The following is a 17,763-nucleotide window of genomic DNA, read 5'->3' as shown; positions in this document are numbered from 1 at the left end:
GCTCACCCCCGCGCGCAGCCGAGAGGAAAGTGAAAGTGGACGTGAGCATGGACCGCAGGGACTTCTTCCGACTGTCATTGGCGGCCTCTGCCGCCGCCACGCTGGCCTCTTGTACGCCGGAACCTAACGACGTCGGCCAGCCGCCAATCACCAGCCAGCCACCAACCAGCAGCCGTCCCATGCCGGCGGGGGCGCGCAAGGGCGTGGGCCTTGCTGTGGGCAAGAAGTACGGCATCCAGCAGCTCGACGCCTTGGATGTGAACTGGTTCTACACGTGGGGCGCCTCATATCCCGCAGCCCGCCCCACGCAGGATTTTGTGCCGATGATCTGGGGCAAGGAAAGTGTCCGCCAGAACGCGGTCGCAGAGGTACAGTACGAACTCGAGCTGACCCGGGCTGCGGAACTGCTTGGTTTCAATGAGCCCGACCATCCCGAGCAGGCAGACATGAAAGTGTCCTCGGCCATCAAGTATTGGCCCGAGCTCGAGGCATCCGGGCTGCGGCTCGGCTCGCCGGCGCCCGTTCAGGCACTGGGCGACTGGCTCAAGGAGTTCATGGATGAAGCGTCCTCGAAGGATCTCAGGGTGGACTTCATCAACATGCACTCCTACCCTTCCCCGGACTCCGAGTCCTTCCTGAACAGCGTCCAGGAGCTCTACGACCGGTACGAAAAACCCATCTGGATCACCGAATACGCCGTCGCGGACTGGGAAGCCTCCAAAAAGTCGCCCACGCGCTACACCGAAAAGGAGATCATGGCGTTCATGAGCGAAACGGCCGCAGGGCTCCGCCAGATGCAGTTCGTGGAGCGCTTTGCCTGGAAGACCCGGGCCGAAGGGGACCCCATCATGGGCGCCTCGGCCCTGTTCCGCAAGGACGGATCGCTCTCCCCCACAGGTGAGCTCTACAAGTCCCTGTAGGAGGCGCGCCGCGCCCAGGACAACACCGACGCCGTGATGACGCTCACCGTCCACTGAGAAAACCTTGCGTTTTTCCTGCGCTTACCCGGGAGTTTCCTGTGTGGTTTCCGTGCTAGGTTTGCTCGAGCTTGAGTGCCGGGGGAGTTGATGCACGTCGCCCGTGGTGCCGGCTAACATTCTGGTCCCTACCGAAAGCGACTCATGGAACGCCGTAAGTTTCTTACCATGCCCTTGGCAGCTATGGCCGCCCCGGGGGCTCTGCTGGCTGCCAACGCGGCAACCGCCGAAGCGGTTGTGAGCGTCCCTTCCATCACCACGCCCGCCAACACCTTGAAGGGTTTCGGGCATGGCGGCAAGGACGCTTTGGCGCTTCAGCAAATCAAGAGCCTCAACCTGAAATGGCACTACACCTGGGGTTCGCACCCTAACGTGACCACCACCCCGCCCTTCGTGCCCATGATCAAGAGCGCCAAGACGATGCTGGAGCAGGACGCCCTTGGCTATGTCACACGCCAGTTGGCCGAAACGAAGGCCACGCACCTGCTCGGCTTCAACGAACCCGACGTCGTGGCACAGGCGAACATGAGCGTGGACCAGGCCATCAGCCTTTGGCCCAAGCTTCAGGCAACGGGCCTACGGCTCGGCTCCCCTGCCACGACCAGTCCGAGCAGCACCTGGTTGGCGGCTTTCATGGCGAAGGCAAAGACGAGAGGCCTCCGCGTAGACTTCATGACCACCCACATCTATGCCTGGCCCCGGGCGGACGACTTCCTGAACAAGCTCACCATGATGCACGAGAAGTACGGGAAGCCGATCTGGGTCACCGAATACGCGGTGGCGGACTGGGACGCCACCGCGTCCAGTCCCTGCAAGTACTCTCGCGCCCAGACAGAGGACTTCATGCGGGCCACCGTAGCCGGAATGCGTGCGCTCCCCTTCGTCGAACGCTTTGCCTGGAAGACCCGCCCAGCAGGCGACATCAAGATGGGATGCTCCACCCTGTTCAACGCGGATGGCACCCTCACCAGCACCGGACGCCTCTACGCGGCGCTGTAAGGCTCTGTAGAGCCGCCCAACAGCCTTCCGGGCCCTTGCACGGGACCTTGGAGCGGCTGCTTTGGCCAAGGAGGCCCCGCCGGAGATTTATCCGGTAGGGCCTCCCTCATGTTCGAAGTTGCCGTGCCGGTGGAAATATACGGGCAGACTGCTTCGAACGCACTGGCCGAGATGCTCGCCATGGGCTCGGTAACCGAGGTGCGGGTCCCGGACCTCGAGGAAGAAGCACTGCGGGACTTCTCCGGGCTGCGCTCCGGCACGGCCAGGGACCTCGCACACGCCCGCCAGCACTTTGACGAACCGGCACTCCAGTTCACCTACAACGCCGCCGTCGGACAGGCCGGAACTGCTCACCGCGCACCCCAGATTCCCTGTGAGTGTCGTCACGGACGACCCCTGCAATAGGGGCCTCGGGCCTGCCGACAGTGAGCATTCCGTCTAGGCAGCAATGGATGAGGTGTTACCCCAGCCCTGGGCAGTAGACGCTGAGGGCAAGCTCCTCGATTTCCAACGAGGCCCCCTCGAGGGCGGGCTTGTACCCGTCAAAACGCCGCTGGCAAGCCTCCGCCGCCCGACCGTAGAACGTCTCGCCCTGCCCGGGAGGGACGTTGGAGCTCAGGCCCGAGCCGTCGATTTTCTCGTGAAATAGGGCTTCCTTCTGGGCGGAATGCCACTGCTTTGCAAGCTCGGTGATCTTGGCGGAGTCCGCGGGAGTGGCCTTGGTGTAATCTCCGGTGAAGTGGACCTTGCCCTCGATAAGTTCTGAGGAATTGGCAGCCGGCGACGTGGCGTGTGCTGTCTGCGGCGCTGGAGGCAACGCCGCGTCCGTGGACTCGGCCCCTGCCGTCCCCSMCGGCGGCGCAGACGCCGKCGGGGCAGCCGGGCTTTCCGGGGCCGAATTGGTGCCCTGCGCCTGACCGGTGCATCCAGTAAGCCCAAAGAGGCCGATTAATGCTGCAGCAGTGAGTAGTGAAGCCTTCATGGTTGTTTCCCTGGTTCGTTGATCTGAAAACGCGAAGCGGCATACCGCGGCGCGCTACCCCGCCACTTTAGTGCCAGCGGACTCTTTGGTAACCGTGGTGTAACCGGTCTTGGAGCCTGTGACCTTGACGGTGATGGTCCTCCCCGCGTCACCAGTACGGACCTTATAGGTGGAAGCTGTGGCATCACTGATCAGAACGTGCGAGCGGTACCAACGGTACGTCAGAGTCACTGGCGCCGGGCCCCATGCCCCGGGCACGGCCGTCAGGGTGGACCCGCGCGCCGCGGTGCCAGTGATAGTCGGAATCGGCGAGGTGAGGGTGCCCTTGGCGATGGCGACAGTGGCGGCGGAAGCCTTGGATGACGTGGTGTAGCCGGTCTTGGAGCCGGTGACTTTCACGGTGATTGTCCGGCCCGCATCACCGGAGCGCAGCTTGTACGTGGCACCGGTTTCACCGCTGATCAACGTACCCGATTTGTACCACTTGTAGGTCAGGGTCACCGGCGCCGGGCCCCAGGCACCGGGCATAGCGGTCAGCGTGGACCCGACCTTCCGGGTACCGGCAATGGTCGGCACGGGAGCGGAGAGTGTGCCCTTGGTGACGGAGGCCGTACCGGCGGAAGTCTTGGTGGCTGTGGGATAGCCGGTCTTGGACCCGGTGACCTTCACGGTAATCTTCCCGCCCAAATCATCGACGATAGGAGTGTACGCGGCGCTCGTGGCGTCGCTTATCGCGTTGCCCGAGCGGTACCACTGGTACGCCAGGGTCACAGGGGCCGGGCCCCAGGCACCGGGCACAACTGTCAGGAGGGCCCCGACCTTCGCGGAACCTTGGATCGACGGCATCTCAGCGTTCAGGGAGCCGTTGTCGACGACGGCGGCGGAGGCCTGCTGGTATCCGGAAAGGTAGCTTTTGCCCAGGAATTCTACGCCGATCCGGGAGAAGTGGATGATGTCGCCGGTATTCGTGCCGCCGGCCATGGCAGCGGCAAATCCGGTGTAGGGAACCCGAGACGGGGTTTCCCGGTGCGATCTGTCGACGTTGAGCCGGACCGGATCTGCTGCGATTCCCTCAGGTGCCATTTGCCCCACCACGACGGGGAGCTCCGGCGCCGCCAGCTGGGAACGGAAGTAAGCAACGACTGTATCCAGCCTGGCACTGTAGCCGGAGGTGGTCAGCGTCGCGTTGTTTTCGCCCTGGTGCCAGAGGACACCTTTGAGCTCAACCGTGCGCCCCGACGACTTCCCGGCCGCGATGCCTTCGAGGGTTTGTTTTACCGCCAGGGCGGCAAGATCAAGTTCAGGGGCGGAGGCCGCGCCGGGAATCCAGGTGAGGGTGGAGGCGGCGGTAGTGAATCCGGTCCCGCCATGCGCCGCCGGGATGAGCAGAACCCCGACGTTGCCCGGCTGGGTTTTCAAGTACTCTCGGGCAAAAGTTGTGGCAGGCGAAAGCCCGGTAGCGGTGTCGTGCATGTCCAGGGGCACACCCGCCTTGACAAGCTCGCGGTCAGTCGCGCCGTACTCAAAGATGCGCGGGTCCGCAGCGTCATCGGTGCTGCCGGCGGGCAGGCCCCGCCCGGACATATTCGACTGCCCCGCCGCCAGGAACACATGCAGGACGGTGACCGTCTCCGCTGCCCGCGCAGGCGCCACGCCCGCGAGCATCAGGGCAGTAACCGCGAGGCCGACTAGCAGCCCTCGAATCCCGCTCGCCAAATTCCTCATTACGGATCCCCATTCCGTCAATAGGCGGCGCACCACCCGAACCTGCAAAGACGCAGGCCCCTTCACCCTAGCCCTAAAACACCCTGCCCAGTCCGCGGTTGACGGCCGAGTCGCCGATCAGTTCCTTTCTGCGGTGCCCCCTGAGTCAAGAGCAGTGACGGAAACCACAGGCACCTATATGCCCTGCCAGTCACTGCATTGGTGGTCGGGCTGATCTTCGGAGGCATCCCCTTGCGGGTCGTAGCCACGCAGTGGGCTGATGGTTTCGGCCGTCGCAACTTCGACCAGCCAGCAGCTCAAGCCGCCCCTTCAGGACCCATCCCGATATGTCGCGTTTCCGCTTAGGTAACCACTCCCCCGTATCCCATATCCGTCCGCACCATCTGGGCATGGCGAACAAGGGCGCTCAAGACCAGAGCTGAGCCGGCAGCAGCGCCGCCCGTCATAGGGCGGCGGGTGTAGCCTGCGGCAGTGTGGTGCACCGGTCCGTTGCAGCACACCGCGCCGACCGCGTGCTCCCCTGACTGCGGCGGGTCCCAATTGGACGGGTCATTTTCGGGATGATGGCTGCAGCTGAGCGTTGGTTTGCGTGCCGATTCTGGGAATACCAATGAGCCCACTGACTATTCGGACCGGCTCAGCGCCGGGTCGATGATGCCCTTGGCCCTTCAAGCCATGAGTGTCTAGAGTTGGCGGAAGAGTTGTCTGGCGATGAAGCATTTGAGGCAACGGCGGATTTACCTTGGGCTCGCGCCTTCCCCGGTGCGCGGCTCGATGTAGGCACGGGTGGCGGGGTCAGTGAGGCTTCGGGCCCTGCGACGACGTCCAGTGCGCGGTTATGTTGCCGATCCCCGTAGCGGTTGAGCCGATGCCGGTTCGTGTTGCCCGGGGATGCCCAGATGGTGCTCGCGCCGCCGAGGGCAGCGAAGGCGACTTCGGAACGGACCCGGCCGTGGTGCGAGTACGCGGCGAGGATGATCGGGGCGGTCACCGGGCGTAACCAACCCGCGCATATCAGCCTTGACACTGCAGTCACCACAAAGACTCGCCAACACCCCCGTCACCACCACCGGCGGGTATAGACGACCGGCCCCCGGAACCAAAGCCCCAGGAGCCGTTCATTTATTCCTTTTGACAACCGAACCTACATATCAGTTGGCGGCGGCCAGGTCCAGCAGTTCGCTCTTGTGGCCGAGCGAGACGATATCCCAGCCGGCGGCGCTCCACTTGTCGTGGTCTAGGACGTTGCGTCCGTCGACGATGCGCTTGTGCACGACCGTCGCAGAGAGCTCCGCGGGGTCCACGTTGACGAACTCCTTCCATTCCGTCAGCAACATGACCAGGTCGGCGTCCGCCACGGCCGTGGCCATGGAATCGACGTAATTCAGTCGCGGGTACCGCTTGGCAGCGTTGGCGTTCGCCGCGGGGTCATAGACACTGACGTCCGCTCCGCTGTTGAAGAGCCTGGCCGCCACGTCCAGCGCCGGTGAATCGCGGACGTCGTCGCTGTTGGGCTTGAACGCGACGCCGAGGACGGCAACTCGCTTGCCTTCCAAGGTGCCGAGGAGCGTCTCTGCGACGTGGACCGCACGATCGCGACGGCGGAGGTTGACTTCGTCAACTTCGTTCAGGAACCGCATGGTGCTGTCCAGGCCGAGTTCGGAGACACGTGCCTGGAGAGCACGGATGTCCTTGGGCAGGCAGCCGCCGCCAAAGCCTATGCCGGCGTTAAGGAAGCGGCGGCCGATCCGGGCGTCGAGTCCGATTGCGTCCGCCAGGGTGCGGATGTTGCCGCCAACGGTCTCGGTGACCTCGGAGAACGCATTGATGAAGGAGATCTTGGTCGCGAGGAAGGCGTTTGCAGCGACCTTGACCAGTTCCGCAGTCTCGAAGTCCGTGGAGATGAACGGAGTCTCACGGCTGATGGCGTCTGCGTAGACCTCACGCAGGGTGGCCTCGGCAGCGGCTGAGTCGGAGCCCATAACCAGCCGGTCGGGACGCAGGGTGTCCTCCACGGCGAAGCCCTCACGCAGGAACTCGGGGTTCCAGGCGAAGTTGACAGTCACGCCGTCGCGCGATTCTTCGGCGACAAGGCCCTTCAGGCGACGTGCGGAGCCAACCGGGACGGTGGACTTTCCGACGATCAGAGAGTCCTTCGTGGCGGCACGTGCAATCGCTGTCACGGACGCGTCAACGTAAGTCATATCCGCAGCGTGCTCGCCGGCACGCTGAGGGGTGCCGACGGCGATGAAGTGGACGTCGCCAAAGGCGCCGGCCTCTTCGAACGAGGTAGTGAAGCGCAGGCGGCCGGATTCCGTGTGCTTGCGCAGAAGTTCGGGCAGGCCAGGCTCGTGGATGGGCAGTTCGCCTCGGCTGAGGCTATCGATCTTCTCTTTGTCGACGTCGACACCCAGGACTTCAAATCCGAGTTCCGCCATGCATGCCGCATGGGTCGCGCCGAGGTATCCCGTACCGATCACGGTTAGTCGTAGTGTCACTAGTCCCCCAGTAGCCGCAGTTGATTTCATTGCCTTGGGCGCAGTTGGCGCAACCAAACGGGTCTACTATATATCGTCCGGCCGCAATGTCCGACTTCCGGAGCCGAGAGTGACGTAGTACATAGGTTTGCGCCTTCTGACGGGCGCTAATCCTGCTGTGCTGCGAATGAGCCTAACTCGCATCGACAACCAAGCCCGGGCCGGGATTGCACGGGGCCGCTCGAGACAATTGGTGGCCGAAGGACAGCGGTGCAGGGCGCCGGTTATCGACCGGCAACGCCGGTAATCGAGGGCCAAGGGGACAAGGACATCCGGGAAGTGCGGTGGCCGAAGTGTTCTTACCAGGATGGTCACTTGTGCCTACACGCGGAGCGTGACCGTCATGACCTCCAGTCAGCACACTCGGAACTTCCAAGGCCCACCCACTATTGTGTCGCTGAAAATTCCCGTCGACGAGCGCTGGACCAGCCATGTTGCGTCGATCCGGACCGGTGAGATGGTGGAGTGTCAGTCATTTACTGCCCCGGCACCCGCCCCAGAAAGCGTTCGATGCTCTGGCAGATTACGAAGTCTGGTTTGATCTCCTCGACGTAGGAATAATCGATGTCGGTTTCCCACTTGAAGTGGTACTCCGTGAACAAGCGGGCGAACCATCCACTGAGGTTCGAGGGCCGATCCAACTCCCCATCCGAAGTACGAGTTGCCGAAGACAATTACCGTCTTCTTGATTGGCGCCTCCGGGTTCTCCAAAACCATATGGGTTCCCATCACCCGCTCACCCGGCCGTGACGAGTGTCGCACGCTCACAGCCCGCAAAAGCTCGGCGAAGGCCTCCGGGTCCGGCTCCCTGTGTTCATCCCACATGGGGATCCCGAAGAATCTATCGGTGAGGTCGCCGCCGCGGAAAGCCGTGTGGGTCAGACGCACTTGGTCAAGGAATCCGGTCCCGCATCCGGGGAGTGCACCCAGCATTGGCGCCTGCGGCAGCCAATGAACCTGCCGGAGAACAATGCGAATCGTTGCGTTGGTTCGGCGCGGCCGGCCCGGCCCTAGCGTCGAACACCTTGACGCCGTCCACGTACGAGGGCTCTTCGCATAATAGCTCGTTGACACGCTCAAGAAGCGGAGTCCGCACGAGCGTGGCCCAGGCTTGGGCGTTTCCCTCCAGAGCCTTCGCTCCTTCAACGGATTCCGGCCTGCAGTACTGGGCAAGAAGGTTATTTGAGCCCTTAACCAAGTAGATGTAGCCGTTGTATCCGAGCATCGCGGAGCCGTCGCGTGATTCCAAACCGACCGGGAAAGCGACCCGTGCCAGGCTGCCGTCTCTGGCCGCCGCCTCAACCTTATAGGCGTTCGCTCGGAGAGCATCCAACTCGTCAGTCCCTTGCAGGCCCAAGGCCTGCGCGTCGTCCGGACATTCTTTAATTAGCTGTCCGAGGGTCTCACGCTTGGCTCGCCCTATGATACCTCCGGAAAAGGGCACGGGCGTCTCCCAGACATCGAGTCGGGATACGATCTGAAGGGTTCCCGAGAGGATTTCCAGAGCCGTCACAGGGCGACTGAGTTGAAGTCTGAAGCTGCGGTTTGCGACGCCCGTTGCAGCAGTGACGTCGGTGCGTTCCCCGCCAATACTGGCCTTTCGTGTCTCAACATTTTTTCCGAGGGCATCGAGCAATGGGGCCACCTCGCCATCGCGGACACCGATCCATCCGGCGACAGTCGACATGTCTTCCGAAATGGCGTCCACGTATCCATGGTGGGTCTTGCGGGGAGGAACTCGGTGGGATTCATGTGTTGCATCGCTCATACATGCGAGGCAACACGAAGGCCGCTGCAATGCTGGCGTTGACACTGGTGTGCGTGGCCACACTGGAGTCTTCCGGACCACGCGACCATCCGATGAGATCTACCCCCTCATTGGTTTCAGCCGAGTTAGGCCATCGTGCAATGGCCAGCTCAGTTCGGTCGCACTGTTAGCGGTCCTGAAAGCTGCCCGTAGGCGGCCACGAAGGGGTCAATTCCATTTTCGTGGTCTAGCAGGGTTGCTGCGTGATTCTTGAGATTGCCTAGGCGCTGAGTGCCAGTTCGGGGTTGGTGTCCTCCTGTTCGGTGGTGGCCGCGAGCGTGGTCCCGACGGTCTGTGATTGTTGAATGAGGCCGAGGCAGCGGCGGGCTTCGATCCATTCATCGTGTTGTTCGGCCAGCACGGCGCCGACGAGCCGGATCAGCGTGGTGCCGTGCTTTGAAGGCCTCCGGCGCCTTTGATGAGCTGATGGCTCAGATCGATTCCGGGCAGTTCGAACTCGATGGCAAAGACGGCTTCATCCAGCAGCTGATCAAGGCCTCGCTGGAACGCGGGCTGCAGGCCGAGCTGTCCGGGCACCTGGGCTACGACAAAGGCGACCCGGTCGGGCGGTTCCTGCCGAATGCCCACAACGGATCCTATCCGAAGACCCTGGGGACTCTGCCGGGGACGTGGATCTTGACGTTCCGCGGGACCGTGACGGGTCCTTCTCCCCGCATCTGGCTCCCAAGGGCTCGCGCCGGACCGGCGGCCCGGATGACATAATCAGCCTTTACGCTGGCGGGATGACGGTCCGTGACATCGCCCATCACCTGGAGCCCACACTCGGGACGGAGCTGTCGCGTGAGACCATCTCGACGATCACCGACGAGGTCCTTGAGGAGGTGTTGGAATGGCAGAAGCGCCCGCTCTATCCGATCCTCTACCTGGACGCGATCGTCATCAAGGTCCGTGACGGGCACCAGGTCCAGAACCGGGCCGCTCACATCGCCGTGGGCGTGGACATGGAGGGCTTCAAGCACGTCCTGGGCATCTGGGTCGAGGCCACCGAAGGCGCGAAATTCTGGGCCGGCGTCTGCGCAGAACTGGCCAACCGCGGCGTCAGGGATGTGCTCATCGTGTGCTGCGACGGGCTCACCGGCTTCCCCGAGGCCATCGCCGCGACCTGGCCGGCCGCGACGGTCCAGACCTGCGTGGTGCACCTGATCCGCGCCTCGATGCGCCTCATCGGCTACCAGGACCGCGAGAATGTCGCCGCGGCCCTGCGGCCCTTCTACACCGCCCCGACAGCCGACGCCGCCCAGGACGCACTGGATGACTTCGAGGCCTCCGAGCTCGGCCGGAAATACTCGGCAACGGTGCGGACCTGGCGCAACGGCTGGGAGAAGTTCATCCCGTTCCTGGCCTTCCCGACACCGGTCCGGCGGATCATCTACACCACCAACGCCATCGAGTCGCTGAACTACCAGCTGCGCAAGATCACCGAGAACCGCGGACACTTCCCCAACGACCAGGCCGCAGCCTTGAAACTGCTCTGGCTCGCCATCTGCAACATCGAAGACAATCGCACCAAAGAACGGGCGAAGCTGCACGGCAAGAGCCGTGAGAGCCGCTCCAAATCTCTGCATAAACTCATCGAAAGCACTACCACGCAGGGCTGGGGCGAAGCCCTCGGAATCCTCGTCCTGAACTACCCCGACCGGCTCGGACCCCACGTGAACCGATGACACCCCGCCTCACTTGCACAAAGAACTGACAGGCTCCGCCGGCGGGCAGATGGAGGTGATCGGGGTCCGCCACTCCTCACGGCTGTGCGGGGCCATCATGGGCAAGGACAAATCCCACGTCATCGACTCCGAGGTGCTCACCCACGCCGGGGAGATCTTCGACCCGCCGCCCTGGACCCGGATGCACTGGCCGTGGACGTCACCGAGCACCTCACCGACCTGGCCGTACTCCGGGCAGGGTTGGACCGCTTCGTCTCCCACGCACGCCAGTCGTGGGCACACCTCTACGGCGATGACCCGCTGATCCTTTCCCTGCCCGGAGTGGGCCCGGCAACGGGTCCCTGCATCCGCGCCTACTTCGGCGACGGATCAGGGTTCGACAGCGCGAAAAAAGCAGCGAACTACGTCGGCATCACCCCTTCGAACTGGTCCTCCGGGACGATGAATCAGTCTCGACGGGCCATCAGCAAGGAAGGGCCTGCACCGTTGCGCCTTGCTTTCTACCAGGCCGGCAGCGTCGCCCGGACCATGGATCCCCAGCTGGCCGCGTTCTATCACCGGCTCATGACCGAACACGGCCACTGCCACACCCAGGCCACTATCGCGGTCGCAATTTCCCTTGCGTGACATCGACTGCTTCAGTCCGTGCGTCTCCAGGATTCGGCGGTAGGCCAGATGCTGGTACTGCCAGCCCTGATCCGAGTGCAGGATAGGGCGATCCTGCGGACCAAGCCGTCCGAGCGCGTCCCTGAGCATGTCAGTGACCATGGCCATCGAAGGACTGGTGTTGACCTTGTAGGAGACAACTTCGCCGTTGAACATGTCGATGAGGGCGACAAGTACATTTTCCGGCCGGCTACTTTGAACTCGGTGACGTCCGTTCCCCACTTGCTGTTCGGCTTCTTAGCGTGGAAGTTTCGTTTCAGCACGTTTGGCGCAGTCTTGCCGGCCTCGCCTTTGTAGGACTGGTATTTCCGTCGGCGGATGCGGCAGGGGCAGCCGGACCGCGTCATTTCCCTGAGCACTGTCTTGCCGCTCATGCGGATGCCGTGCCGCTTTACCAGTTCGATCCGGACCTTCGGTGCCCATATCGGCCCCGGGTTTCGTCGAAAATCTCCTTGATCAATGTCCTGCGGGCGGCGTACTTGTCCGCGTAGTCGCCTTCGGGCCGCCAAAGCTTGCAATTTTCTTAGTGCAGCGTTCTCCATCTCCAGCCGATGCACCTTCTCTTCGAGTGTTTCCTGCGCAGCTGGCGCGGGCTGCTTGCGGGGCCGTCCGATGGGCTTTGGCTGGAGCCCCTCCGGTCCGTCCTTACGATAGATCCTGACCCACCGCTCCAAAGAGGCATCGCTGCGGATCTCGAAATCCTTCATCACCTGGGATTGGACGGTCCCTCCCAGGAGAGCTTCGACCGCGGCAACTTTCGTCTCCATGGAGTACTTCTGCTTCATTGCCGCTGGTTCCAATCCTTCGTCACCCTGACGACGATAATGCCCGACCCATCGTACGACCGTGTTTCGCGGCACCTTCAACTGTTTGGCTATCGCCCACGCTCCGTGCCCCTGTTCCGACAGCTCAACAGCGGCCCGGCGCGTTTTGACTTCATGCTGTCCACCAGATGGCATTGAACCGCACCTCCGAAATCTAGACTCTAAATTTCAAGTCCAACTTTCGGGGTGCGGTTCACAAAGCGGCCCTGACTTCTTCCCCCCGCACCACGCCGCACTGAAAACGGCCAACCCCGCGGCGGCACTCTTAGACAGCCCTATCCATAGCCAAATGCGAAGGGCGGAGGACGATCATGCGGCATCTGTCCGGCGGCTTTCGCGATCTCCCGCACACGCCCGCAACTACCGAGGAAGCGTCGGATACAGCTCCCGCGCTTGTGAGTCATCCGGTGCCCGCCGCCCGGACGATGCCCGGAACCACCCCGGCCCCTCCCAAGGCCACCGTGAACGCCGACCAACCCACTTCAACAGGGGGTGCTTACGAGATACAACTTCTTAATAGACACAGGCCGCCAATCTTGCAAGCCACCTCGAACCCACCTCTTGGCCAGCCGAGACATGCCCTCCGACTGAAGTGCCCTGAAATGGAACTCGTCAGCGATGACCCAATCTGTGCCGAAACAGGTTCTCGTGAACAGTTCGGCCCCGCAGTCGAACTCGGAAGTTGCTAAGCCTGTACTGCCATCTCTGACTCAGCTCTGGCGATGGTAGCGCGGACGGTTTCCGCTTGGGCCGTCCATCCATCGGTTGACTGCCCTTTCCCGTCGTCGTCGAAGAGATCTAGCCAAGCGTGCATGCCCGATGTCTTACAAAGCGAAAGCGGGCCGGCGTTTGGGTAGCTTAGCTGGGCCAACTCAACGTAAATCGCGCCAGGATGGCCGAACAATACGTTGGTTGAGCCCGCACCGTGGGGGGCGACGATCACGGATGCACTGTGAAAGGCTCGGATCTGTTCGCTCAATGACATTGTTCCTCCTGTCACGACTCTGAACCCATCGGCAACAAGCTCGGCCTGCAATGAGTCTTCGTTAAGCAGGGGTCGTTTATTTGTATCTTTTCTTGAGATAACCAATTTTTCGTAACCTGGAACGACACCACCGGCCCAAGAAACAAAACTCTTGCAAATTTCTTTTCTGTACCGATTGTTGGCAAAAACGGAATTACCTGACAAAAGCGAACTATAAAGAAAAGTTCTAACCCGAACATTCTGAAATTGGTTGATCTCTACGACAGACTCTTTAGAGATGCCTAAGACCGAAAGACTTTCCAGTTGCCAGCCCTTAAGAGGTTCCGTAATTACACCAAAGCCGCGTTTACCAAGAGACTCGCCAAAGTCGCGACAATGGAGAATGGCGGGAAGAATCTGTGCGAACCAATGCCAATAGTTATTCTTCGATGAGGCATTCCCGGCAACAATCCATATTCTAGAATCATCAAGAATAATAGATTCATCACGCAACGACATTTCAACGCGCCGTTCAAGATTATTGACCAGATACCGCGACTCGGTCACCAGCCCGTCCGTCGAACAAACAATAAAGCCATTCCCTAAGACAAGGCCATCATGAATCATGAAAGCTGTCGCGGCCGGGGTGACTTCCGAGAGTTTGTTCTGGAGTCCGGCCAGCGAATGCTGCTTTTTGGCGTCAATCGAGGCCCCCGGTCTCAGCTGGAAGTTTCCGGCGCCTTCATCTTCAACTAGGTAGCCGGAAGCACAGGCAACCGAAGCAGCATGTCTCCATCCTGAGCCCACGATTGTTTCGACCTGGTTCATGAAGCATCGATCCTTAATTTTGGCAGAACCGCGGACGACAGCGGCCCGTCAATCATAGCGGAATGTGTTACGTGAGCTCACCACAGCCGGAATCGCACCACCATCCGACTTGATGCCATTCAAACGAGAGTCAGGAGAATCCCCTAAGAACGATCAAGACAAGCATCTGTCGGTTTCGCTTCGAAATCAATGCCTTCGCTCTGGGCCATACGCGGTTTCGGGCCGACTCGTCGCTGAGTTGCATCGTCATCTGACAATCAGTCTTCTCGCGGGGGCGATCCACGGCCCCGCCCATGTCACGGAAAACCCAGCCCAGTCGAGTTTTGCAGTCCTCTCCCCAAACGCAGGTTTCACCGCCGTGAGCACAGGTCCGATGAAAATGTCAACATTCACGACGATCCGGACGGCCCAAACTTGGGCACCCCCAAACCGGCGGATCCTTAGTGCGGCCTGCGCCCCCCACGCAGGACTCGGCAGGCCGACCCTAATCACAACCACAGGCATTCACCAGCCTTTTGGGAGTTGCAGCGACTCCCACAGACCGCCCAATCAATGATGGAGCGGCAGGCATTGGCGCGGTCTTCGCCTATGATGACGGCGAACGGAGGTCGATAAATGTGCCGCTATAGCCGGCCCAGGTTCCCCTGAACTGCATCAAGCAGCGACTCGGCCCGCTTGTCGAAGTTGTGTTCTTGCCTGACCATCTCGCTGATGGCCACCATCTCCGAATCATCTGGGAAACCGCTCGGATCGCTCAGGATTTCGGCGAGCTGTTCGATCGAAGTGTATGTTCGAACAGCTCCCTTGAAGATCTCATCAATGCCATCCACCTCATCGCTGATCACCCGCGCGCCTGAGGCCACGGCATCGTAAAGGCGGTTGTTGGCGAACCCCCATCTGGCCATGTCTTCAAAGTGATCGTTGAGGACGATCTTGGATGAGCTATAGACGCCATAGAGATCGTCGTTGTCGATGAAATCGGACACGACCATGTCTGCCGGAATGAACTGCTCCCAACGTGGGCCCCACACACTGACCTTTTGGCCAAGTTCGATGCAATCGGCGACAATCTTGCGTCCAGTGGGTTTTCGCGGACCACCCACGAAAGTCAGGTCGTAAGTCGCGAGGTCCGAACCGGGAGTGGCCGGACGGAACCGACGCGGGTTCGTTGCCTGGGGCAAGTAGTGGGCTTCGATCTCCCACTCGCTTCGGACATATTCACACCAGATTCTGGACGCGCCAAAAACGATGTCGAAGCCAAGGAGTTCTTCCTTAGTGATCAAGTCCGGGCGGCTAATTGCCCAGAGAATATTGGTCTTGCCCGGCTGTGGATCGCAGCGGTGCAGTCCGCGGATGACAACCACAACGTCGTCCAAATGGTTTGAGGGACGTGCGAGCGCCCCAGCCCTGTCGACCACAACCTCCTGTCCGCGGGCAGTGAGCGCTTCTGCGAGATCAGCCGCATACGGAACATCGCCCCAGCGGTCACCGCCAACGCTAAAATCGGCACCGATTTTGATCGCCCAACGTAGGCCCACCGACGATTCCGCCCCCGAGTTCCGCCTGACGACCACCGGCGCGGCCGGCTGCAGCCTGGGGTTTCGGGGGGCGGTGATTGCGACGACATCCAGGCCAATGTCCTGGTAGTGAGCATCTATCGACCTGGCGGGCTCCCTAGCATCGCTTAGCCAGTCGGCGTCCGCCGCGGCCAAGGGAGGGTGCTCAGCAAAGGCATCCGCCGAATGATCCACCGCGATCGCCCCTGTGTGGACGACGAAATCCCCTGTTCCGGATTTACCGAGCCTCCGCAGGAAATCCGTAGCTGCCGCCTCGCCAACAAAAATCGCGTTGAAGCGTCCGAGCCGCTCAAATGCCTCAGCTCGGACCACGAAGACGGAGGACGCCAGCTCGTCAACCGATCCGCCGCTGTGGCGCCGAGCATCGGCGATGTTCAGGCCCCGGAACAGCGGTATGGCAAGGCTGTTACGGTGCCCTGCGGCGCCAGCGGAAATGACGACTCCGGAGGGATCGGTGACGAGGGGCTGGGCGGCAACCACGGTTGCGTCGTCAAACTGCTCTAAGAGTTTCTCTAGGGCGCCGGCACGGAACTCAACGCTCTCCTTGACGAATAGGAGGTTCGCGGAGTCCGCGTGGACGGAGGCAATATTGAAGGAAATTGCTTCTGTGTATCGTCGCGGAAGCTTGATGTACTTTAGCCCGGGCAGACCTGAGAGAGCGGCGCGCAAACGCACGGAAGTGCGGAATCCCTGGACTTCGTCGAGAATAATCAATTCGAGTTTATCAGCGTCGATAGTTTCATGAATTCTGTGGATGTTTCGAAGCGCCAAGTCCACACTGTCAGTAATGCGCATGACCACGGACAGCAGCGGAACCTGCGTTCGCTCGCTGACGGAGTCGGGGACAAACCGATCCTGCACGTTCTTGCCCAGGACGGCGTACTCCCAGTTCGCAGACTCCCTGCGCGTTATCCTGTCATCGCTGTCGTCGTCCACGTAGTCGCAACCAATGAAGGGGAAGAACTCGATGCTCGTAGCCTCGGTAATTCGAAGGACTAGGTCATAGTCGACCCATCGGCGTAGAGAATCGTCGAACCCCCCCAATTCACGTACAACTGAAGTCCGAACTACCAAGACATTGAGATCGACGTAATTTCGGACCAGGAGCTGGGTAGCGGTGATGTTCTGCCCCATGAATTCCCCGCGACCATTCAACATGCGGATGGCGGCGTAGGCGGCAGTTCCTCCATTGGCGGTCAGCCCCGCGTACATATTCCGAAGAAAGTCTGGACGCCAGGTATTGTCGGAATCGAGGAACGCTAGGAATTCTCCCTGCGCCTCTTCGATACCGCGATTGCGAGCGGCACAAACTCCCAGGTGATCCGCTTCAACGAGGCGGATTCGACTGTCAAGGCGCGCGTAGGCACTCACAATTTCGCGCGTTCCGTCCGTGCTGCCGTCATCGACAACAATAAGTTCCCACGCCCTTAGGCTCTGCCGGCGCACTGACTCGATTGCATCGCGAATCGGCACCTCCCGGTTCCAAGCAGGCATAACGACGCTGACCACAGCCGGGGCCTCATCTGACGCCAAAGGGACGTGCTTGACGCTATGAAGCCATTGACTCTCGTCAGTCTCGGACCATGTGTTAAGACGTAGGGGTTTCTTGCTCAGTTCGTAAGTCTTCGCAGTGAGGGCATGCGCGATGATGAGAGCCCGAACTTCAGGCCAAGCAGGAGCTGCGCCCGACAACTTCTTCGGGACCGGAAGGGCACGTGCCTTGCCGGGCCGGTACCGTGACAGCAAGACGGACCCGACGCCTGAATCCGTGAGGCCAGCGGGGTCGAAGAGCCAAGACCAATTGTGCTCCCGCGACTCTGGGCCTCGCAGGTAGGCAAGCAGGTATTCGACATCACCGGCCTTGTAGCGATCACGGAGGGGCGCCGGGAACATTCCAAGATCAAACAGCGGATGGAAGCTGAGGCCCGCCTTCATTCCATATTGAACGAAGTGACGTGCAGCCGCCGTCTTGGAGACAAAGTCCTTCCCGCACTCTGCGGCGTAGTACTCGGCGTCAAACACTTCCGTCTTGATCAACCGCAAACTGCGGGCCGAAATGGGGTCTAGGACTTGGCTCGAGGCGTTCATTAGTCACTCTTCCTTGGTCTGTTGCAATCTTAACTGACCTGCCCGTCCGGCGGGCGCAGTCACCATCAATCTGGCTCCAATTCGCTGCCCGTGATTCGGTCAGC

11 protein-coding genes and 4 pseudogenes are annotated in these 17,763 nt (G+C 61.2%); 5 read left to right on the top strand and 10 right to left on the bottom strand.

The annotated features are described in order from the left end of the window. Window positions 1-47 precede the first annotated feature (47 nt). From AC1DXI_RS06935 to AC1DXI_RS06925, 3 genes are all read left to right on the top strand, one after another. Entirely contained in the window at window positions 48-920 is an 873-nt protein-coding gene (locus tag AC1DXI_RS06935; protein ID WP_476938003.1) for a glycosyl hydrolase, read from the top strand. Window positions 921-1,145: 225 nt separating this feature from the next. Then, a complete protein-coding gene (locus AC1DXI_RS06930) occupies window positions 1,146-1,976 on the top strand; it encodes a glycosyl hydrolase (protein WP_476938002.1) in 831 nt (276 codons plus the stop codon). A gap of 108 nt (window positions 1,977-2,084) precedes the next feature. Then, the gene (locus AC1DXI_RS06925; RefSeq protein WP_476938001.1) at window positions 2,085-2,381 is read left to right on the top strand and encodes a hypothetical protein; all 297 of its coding nucleotides are present in this window, start codon (window positions 2,085-2,087) and stop codon (window positions 2,379-2,381) included. 55 nt (window positions 2,382-2,436) lie between these two features. Here the strand turns inward: AC1DXI_RS06925 and AC1DXI_RS06920 are convergent, their stop codons facing one another. From AC1DXI_RS06920 to AC1DXI_RS06895, 6 genes and pseudogenes are all read right to left on the bottom strand, one after another. Then, window positions 2,437-2,793: a hypothetical protein gene (locus tag AC1DXI_RS06920; protein WP_476938000.1), complete on the bottom strand. Its 357-nt coding sequence runs from the start codon at window positions 2,791-2,793 to the stop codon at window positions 2,437-2,439. 219 nt (window positions 2,794-3,012) lie between these two features. Continuing rightward, window positions 3,013-4,683, bottom strand: coding sequence for a sialate O-acetylesterase (locus tag AC1DXI_RS06915; protein ID WP_476937999.1), 1,671 nt, complete (start codon window positions 4,681-4,683; stop codon window positions 3,013-3,015). A 637-nt stretch (window positions 4,684-5,320) separates the two neighbouring features. After that, complete coding sequence (locus AC1DXI_RS06910; protein ID WP_476937998.1) at window positions 5,321-5,674, bottom strand: hypothetical protein; 354 nt, start codon at window positions 5,672-5,674, stop codon at window positions 5,321-5,323. Window positions 5,675-5,834: 160 nt separating this feature from the next. Continuing rightward, window positions 5,835-7,211, bottom strand: a complete 1,377-nt coding sequence (locus AC1DXI_RS06905) for a UDP-glucose dehydrogenase family protein (RefSeq protein WP_476937997.1) — start codon at window positions 7,209-7,211, stop codon at window positions 5,835-5,837. A gap of 901 nt (window positions 7,212-8,112) precedes the next feature. Further along, entirely contained in the window at window positions 8,113-8,928 is an 816-nt protein-coding gene (locus AC1DXI_RS06900) for a hypothetical protein (RefSeq protein ID WP_476937996.1), read from the bottom strand. A gap of 319 nt (window positions 8,929-9,247) precedes the next feature. Beyond that, window positions 9,248-9,409, bottom strand: a pseudogene (locus tag AC1DXI_RS06895) (IS256 family transposase); the annotation flags it as partial. Window positions 9,410-9,453: 44 nt separating this feature from the next. Between AC1DXI_RS06895 and AC1DXI_RS06890 the strand changes: the two are divergent. Both AC1DXI_RS06890 and AC1DXI_RS06885 read left to right on the top strand, forming a co-directional pair. Then, window positions 9,454-10,712 (top strand): annotated as a pseudogene (locus tag AC1DXI_RS06890) (IS256 family transposase). Window positions 10,713-10,904: 192 nt separating this feature from the next. Further along, complete coding sequence (locus tag AC1DXI_RS06885; RefSeq protein ID WP_476937995.1) at window positions 10,905-11,339, top strand: transposase; 435 nt, start codon at window positions 10,905-10,907, stop codon at window positions 11,337-11,339. Between the two features lie 42 nt (window positions 11,340-11,381). On the opposite strand, the pseudogene AC1DXI_RS06880 reads toward AC1DXI_RS06885, so the two are convergent. The 4 genes and pseudogenes from AC1DXI_RS06880 to AC1DXI_RS06865 all read right to left on the bottom strand — a co-directional run. Next, window positions 11,382-11,534, bottom strand: a pseudogene (locus AC1DXI_RS06880) (DDE-type integrase/transposase/recombinase); the annotation flags it as partial. A 455-nt stretch (window positions 11,535-11,989) separates the two neighbouring features. Then, window positions 11,990-12,337, bottom strand: a pseudogene (locus AC1DXI_RS06875) (helix-turn-helix domain-containing protein); the annotation flags it as partial. Between the two features lie 550 nt (window positions 12,338-12,887). Further along, the gene (locus tag AC1DXI_RS06870; protein WP_476937994.1) at window positions 12,888-13,994 is read right to left on the bottom strand and encodes a glycosyltransferase family 61 protein; all 1,107 of its coding nucleotides are present in this window, start codon (window positions 13,992-13,994) and stop codon (window positions 12,888-12,890) included. Between the two features lie 623 nt (window positions 13,995-14,617). Continuing rightward, window positions 14,618-17,659: a glycosyltransferase gene (locus AC1DXI_RS06865; RefSeq protein ID WP_476937993.1), complete on the bottom strand. Its 3,042-nt coding sequence runs from the start codon at window positions 17,657-17,659 to the stop codon at window positions 14,618-14,620. Window positions 17,660-17,763 lie beyond the last annotated feature (104 nt).

This window comes from Arthrobacter sp. P1_H7 (genome assembly GCF_056405215.1).
This window is presented reverse-complemented; position numbering and strand designations above follow the sequence as displayed.

Coding starts and splice junctions, on each gene's coding strand:
- AC1DXI_RS06865 (WP_476937993.1), bottom strand. CDS start 17,659: ATGAACGCCTCGAGCCAAGTCCTAGACCCCATTTCGGCCCGCAGTTTG.
- AC1DXI_RS06930 (WP_476938002.1), top strand. CDS start 1,146: ATGCCCTTGGCAGCTATGGCCGCCCCGGGGGCTCTGCTGGCTGCCAAC.
- AC1DXI_RS06925 (WP_476938001.1), top strand. CDS start 2,085: ATGTTCGAAGTTGCCGTGCCGGTGGAAATATACGGGCAGACTGCTTCG.
- AC1DXI_RS06935 (WP_476938003.1), top strand. CDS start 48: ATGGACCGCAGGGACTTCTTCCGACTGTCATTGGCGGCCTCTGCCGCC.
- AC1DXI_RS06905 (WP_476937997.1), bottom strand. CDS start 7,211: ATGAAATCAACTGCGGCTACTGGGGGACTAGTGACACTACGACTAACC.
- AC1DXI_RS06915 (WP_476937999.1), bottom strand. CDS start 4,683: ATGAGGAATTTGGCGAGCGGGATTCGAGGGCTGCTAGTCGGCCTCGCG.
- AC1DXI_RS06870 (WP_476937994.1), bottom strand. CDS start 13,994: ATGAACCAGGTCGAAACAATCGTGGGCTCAGGATGGAGACATGCTGCT.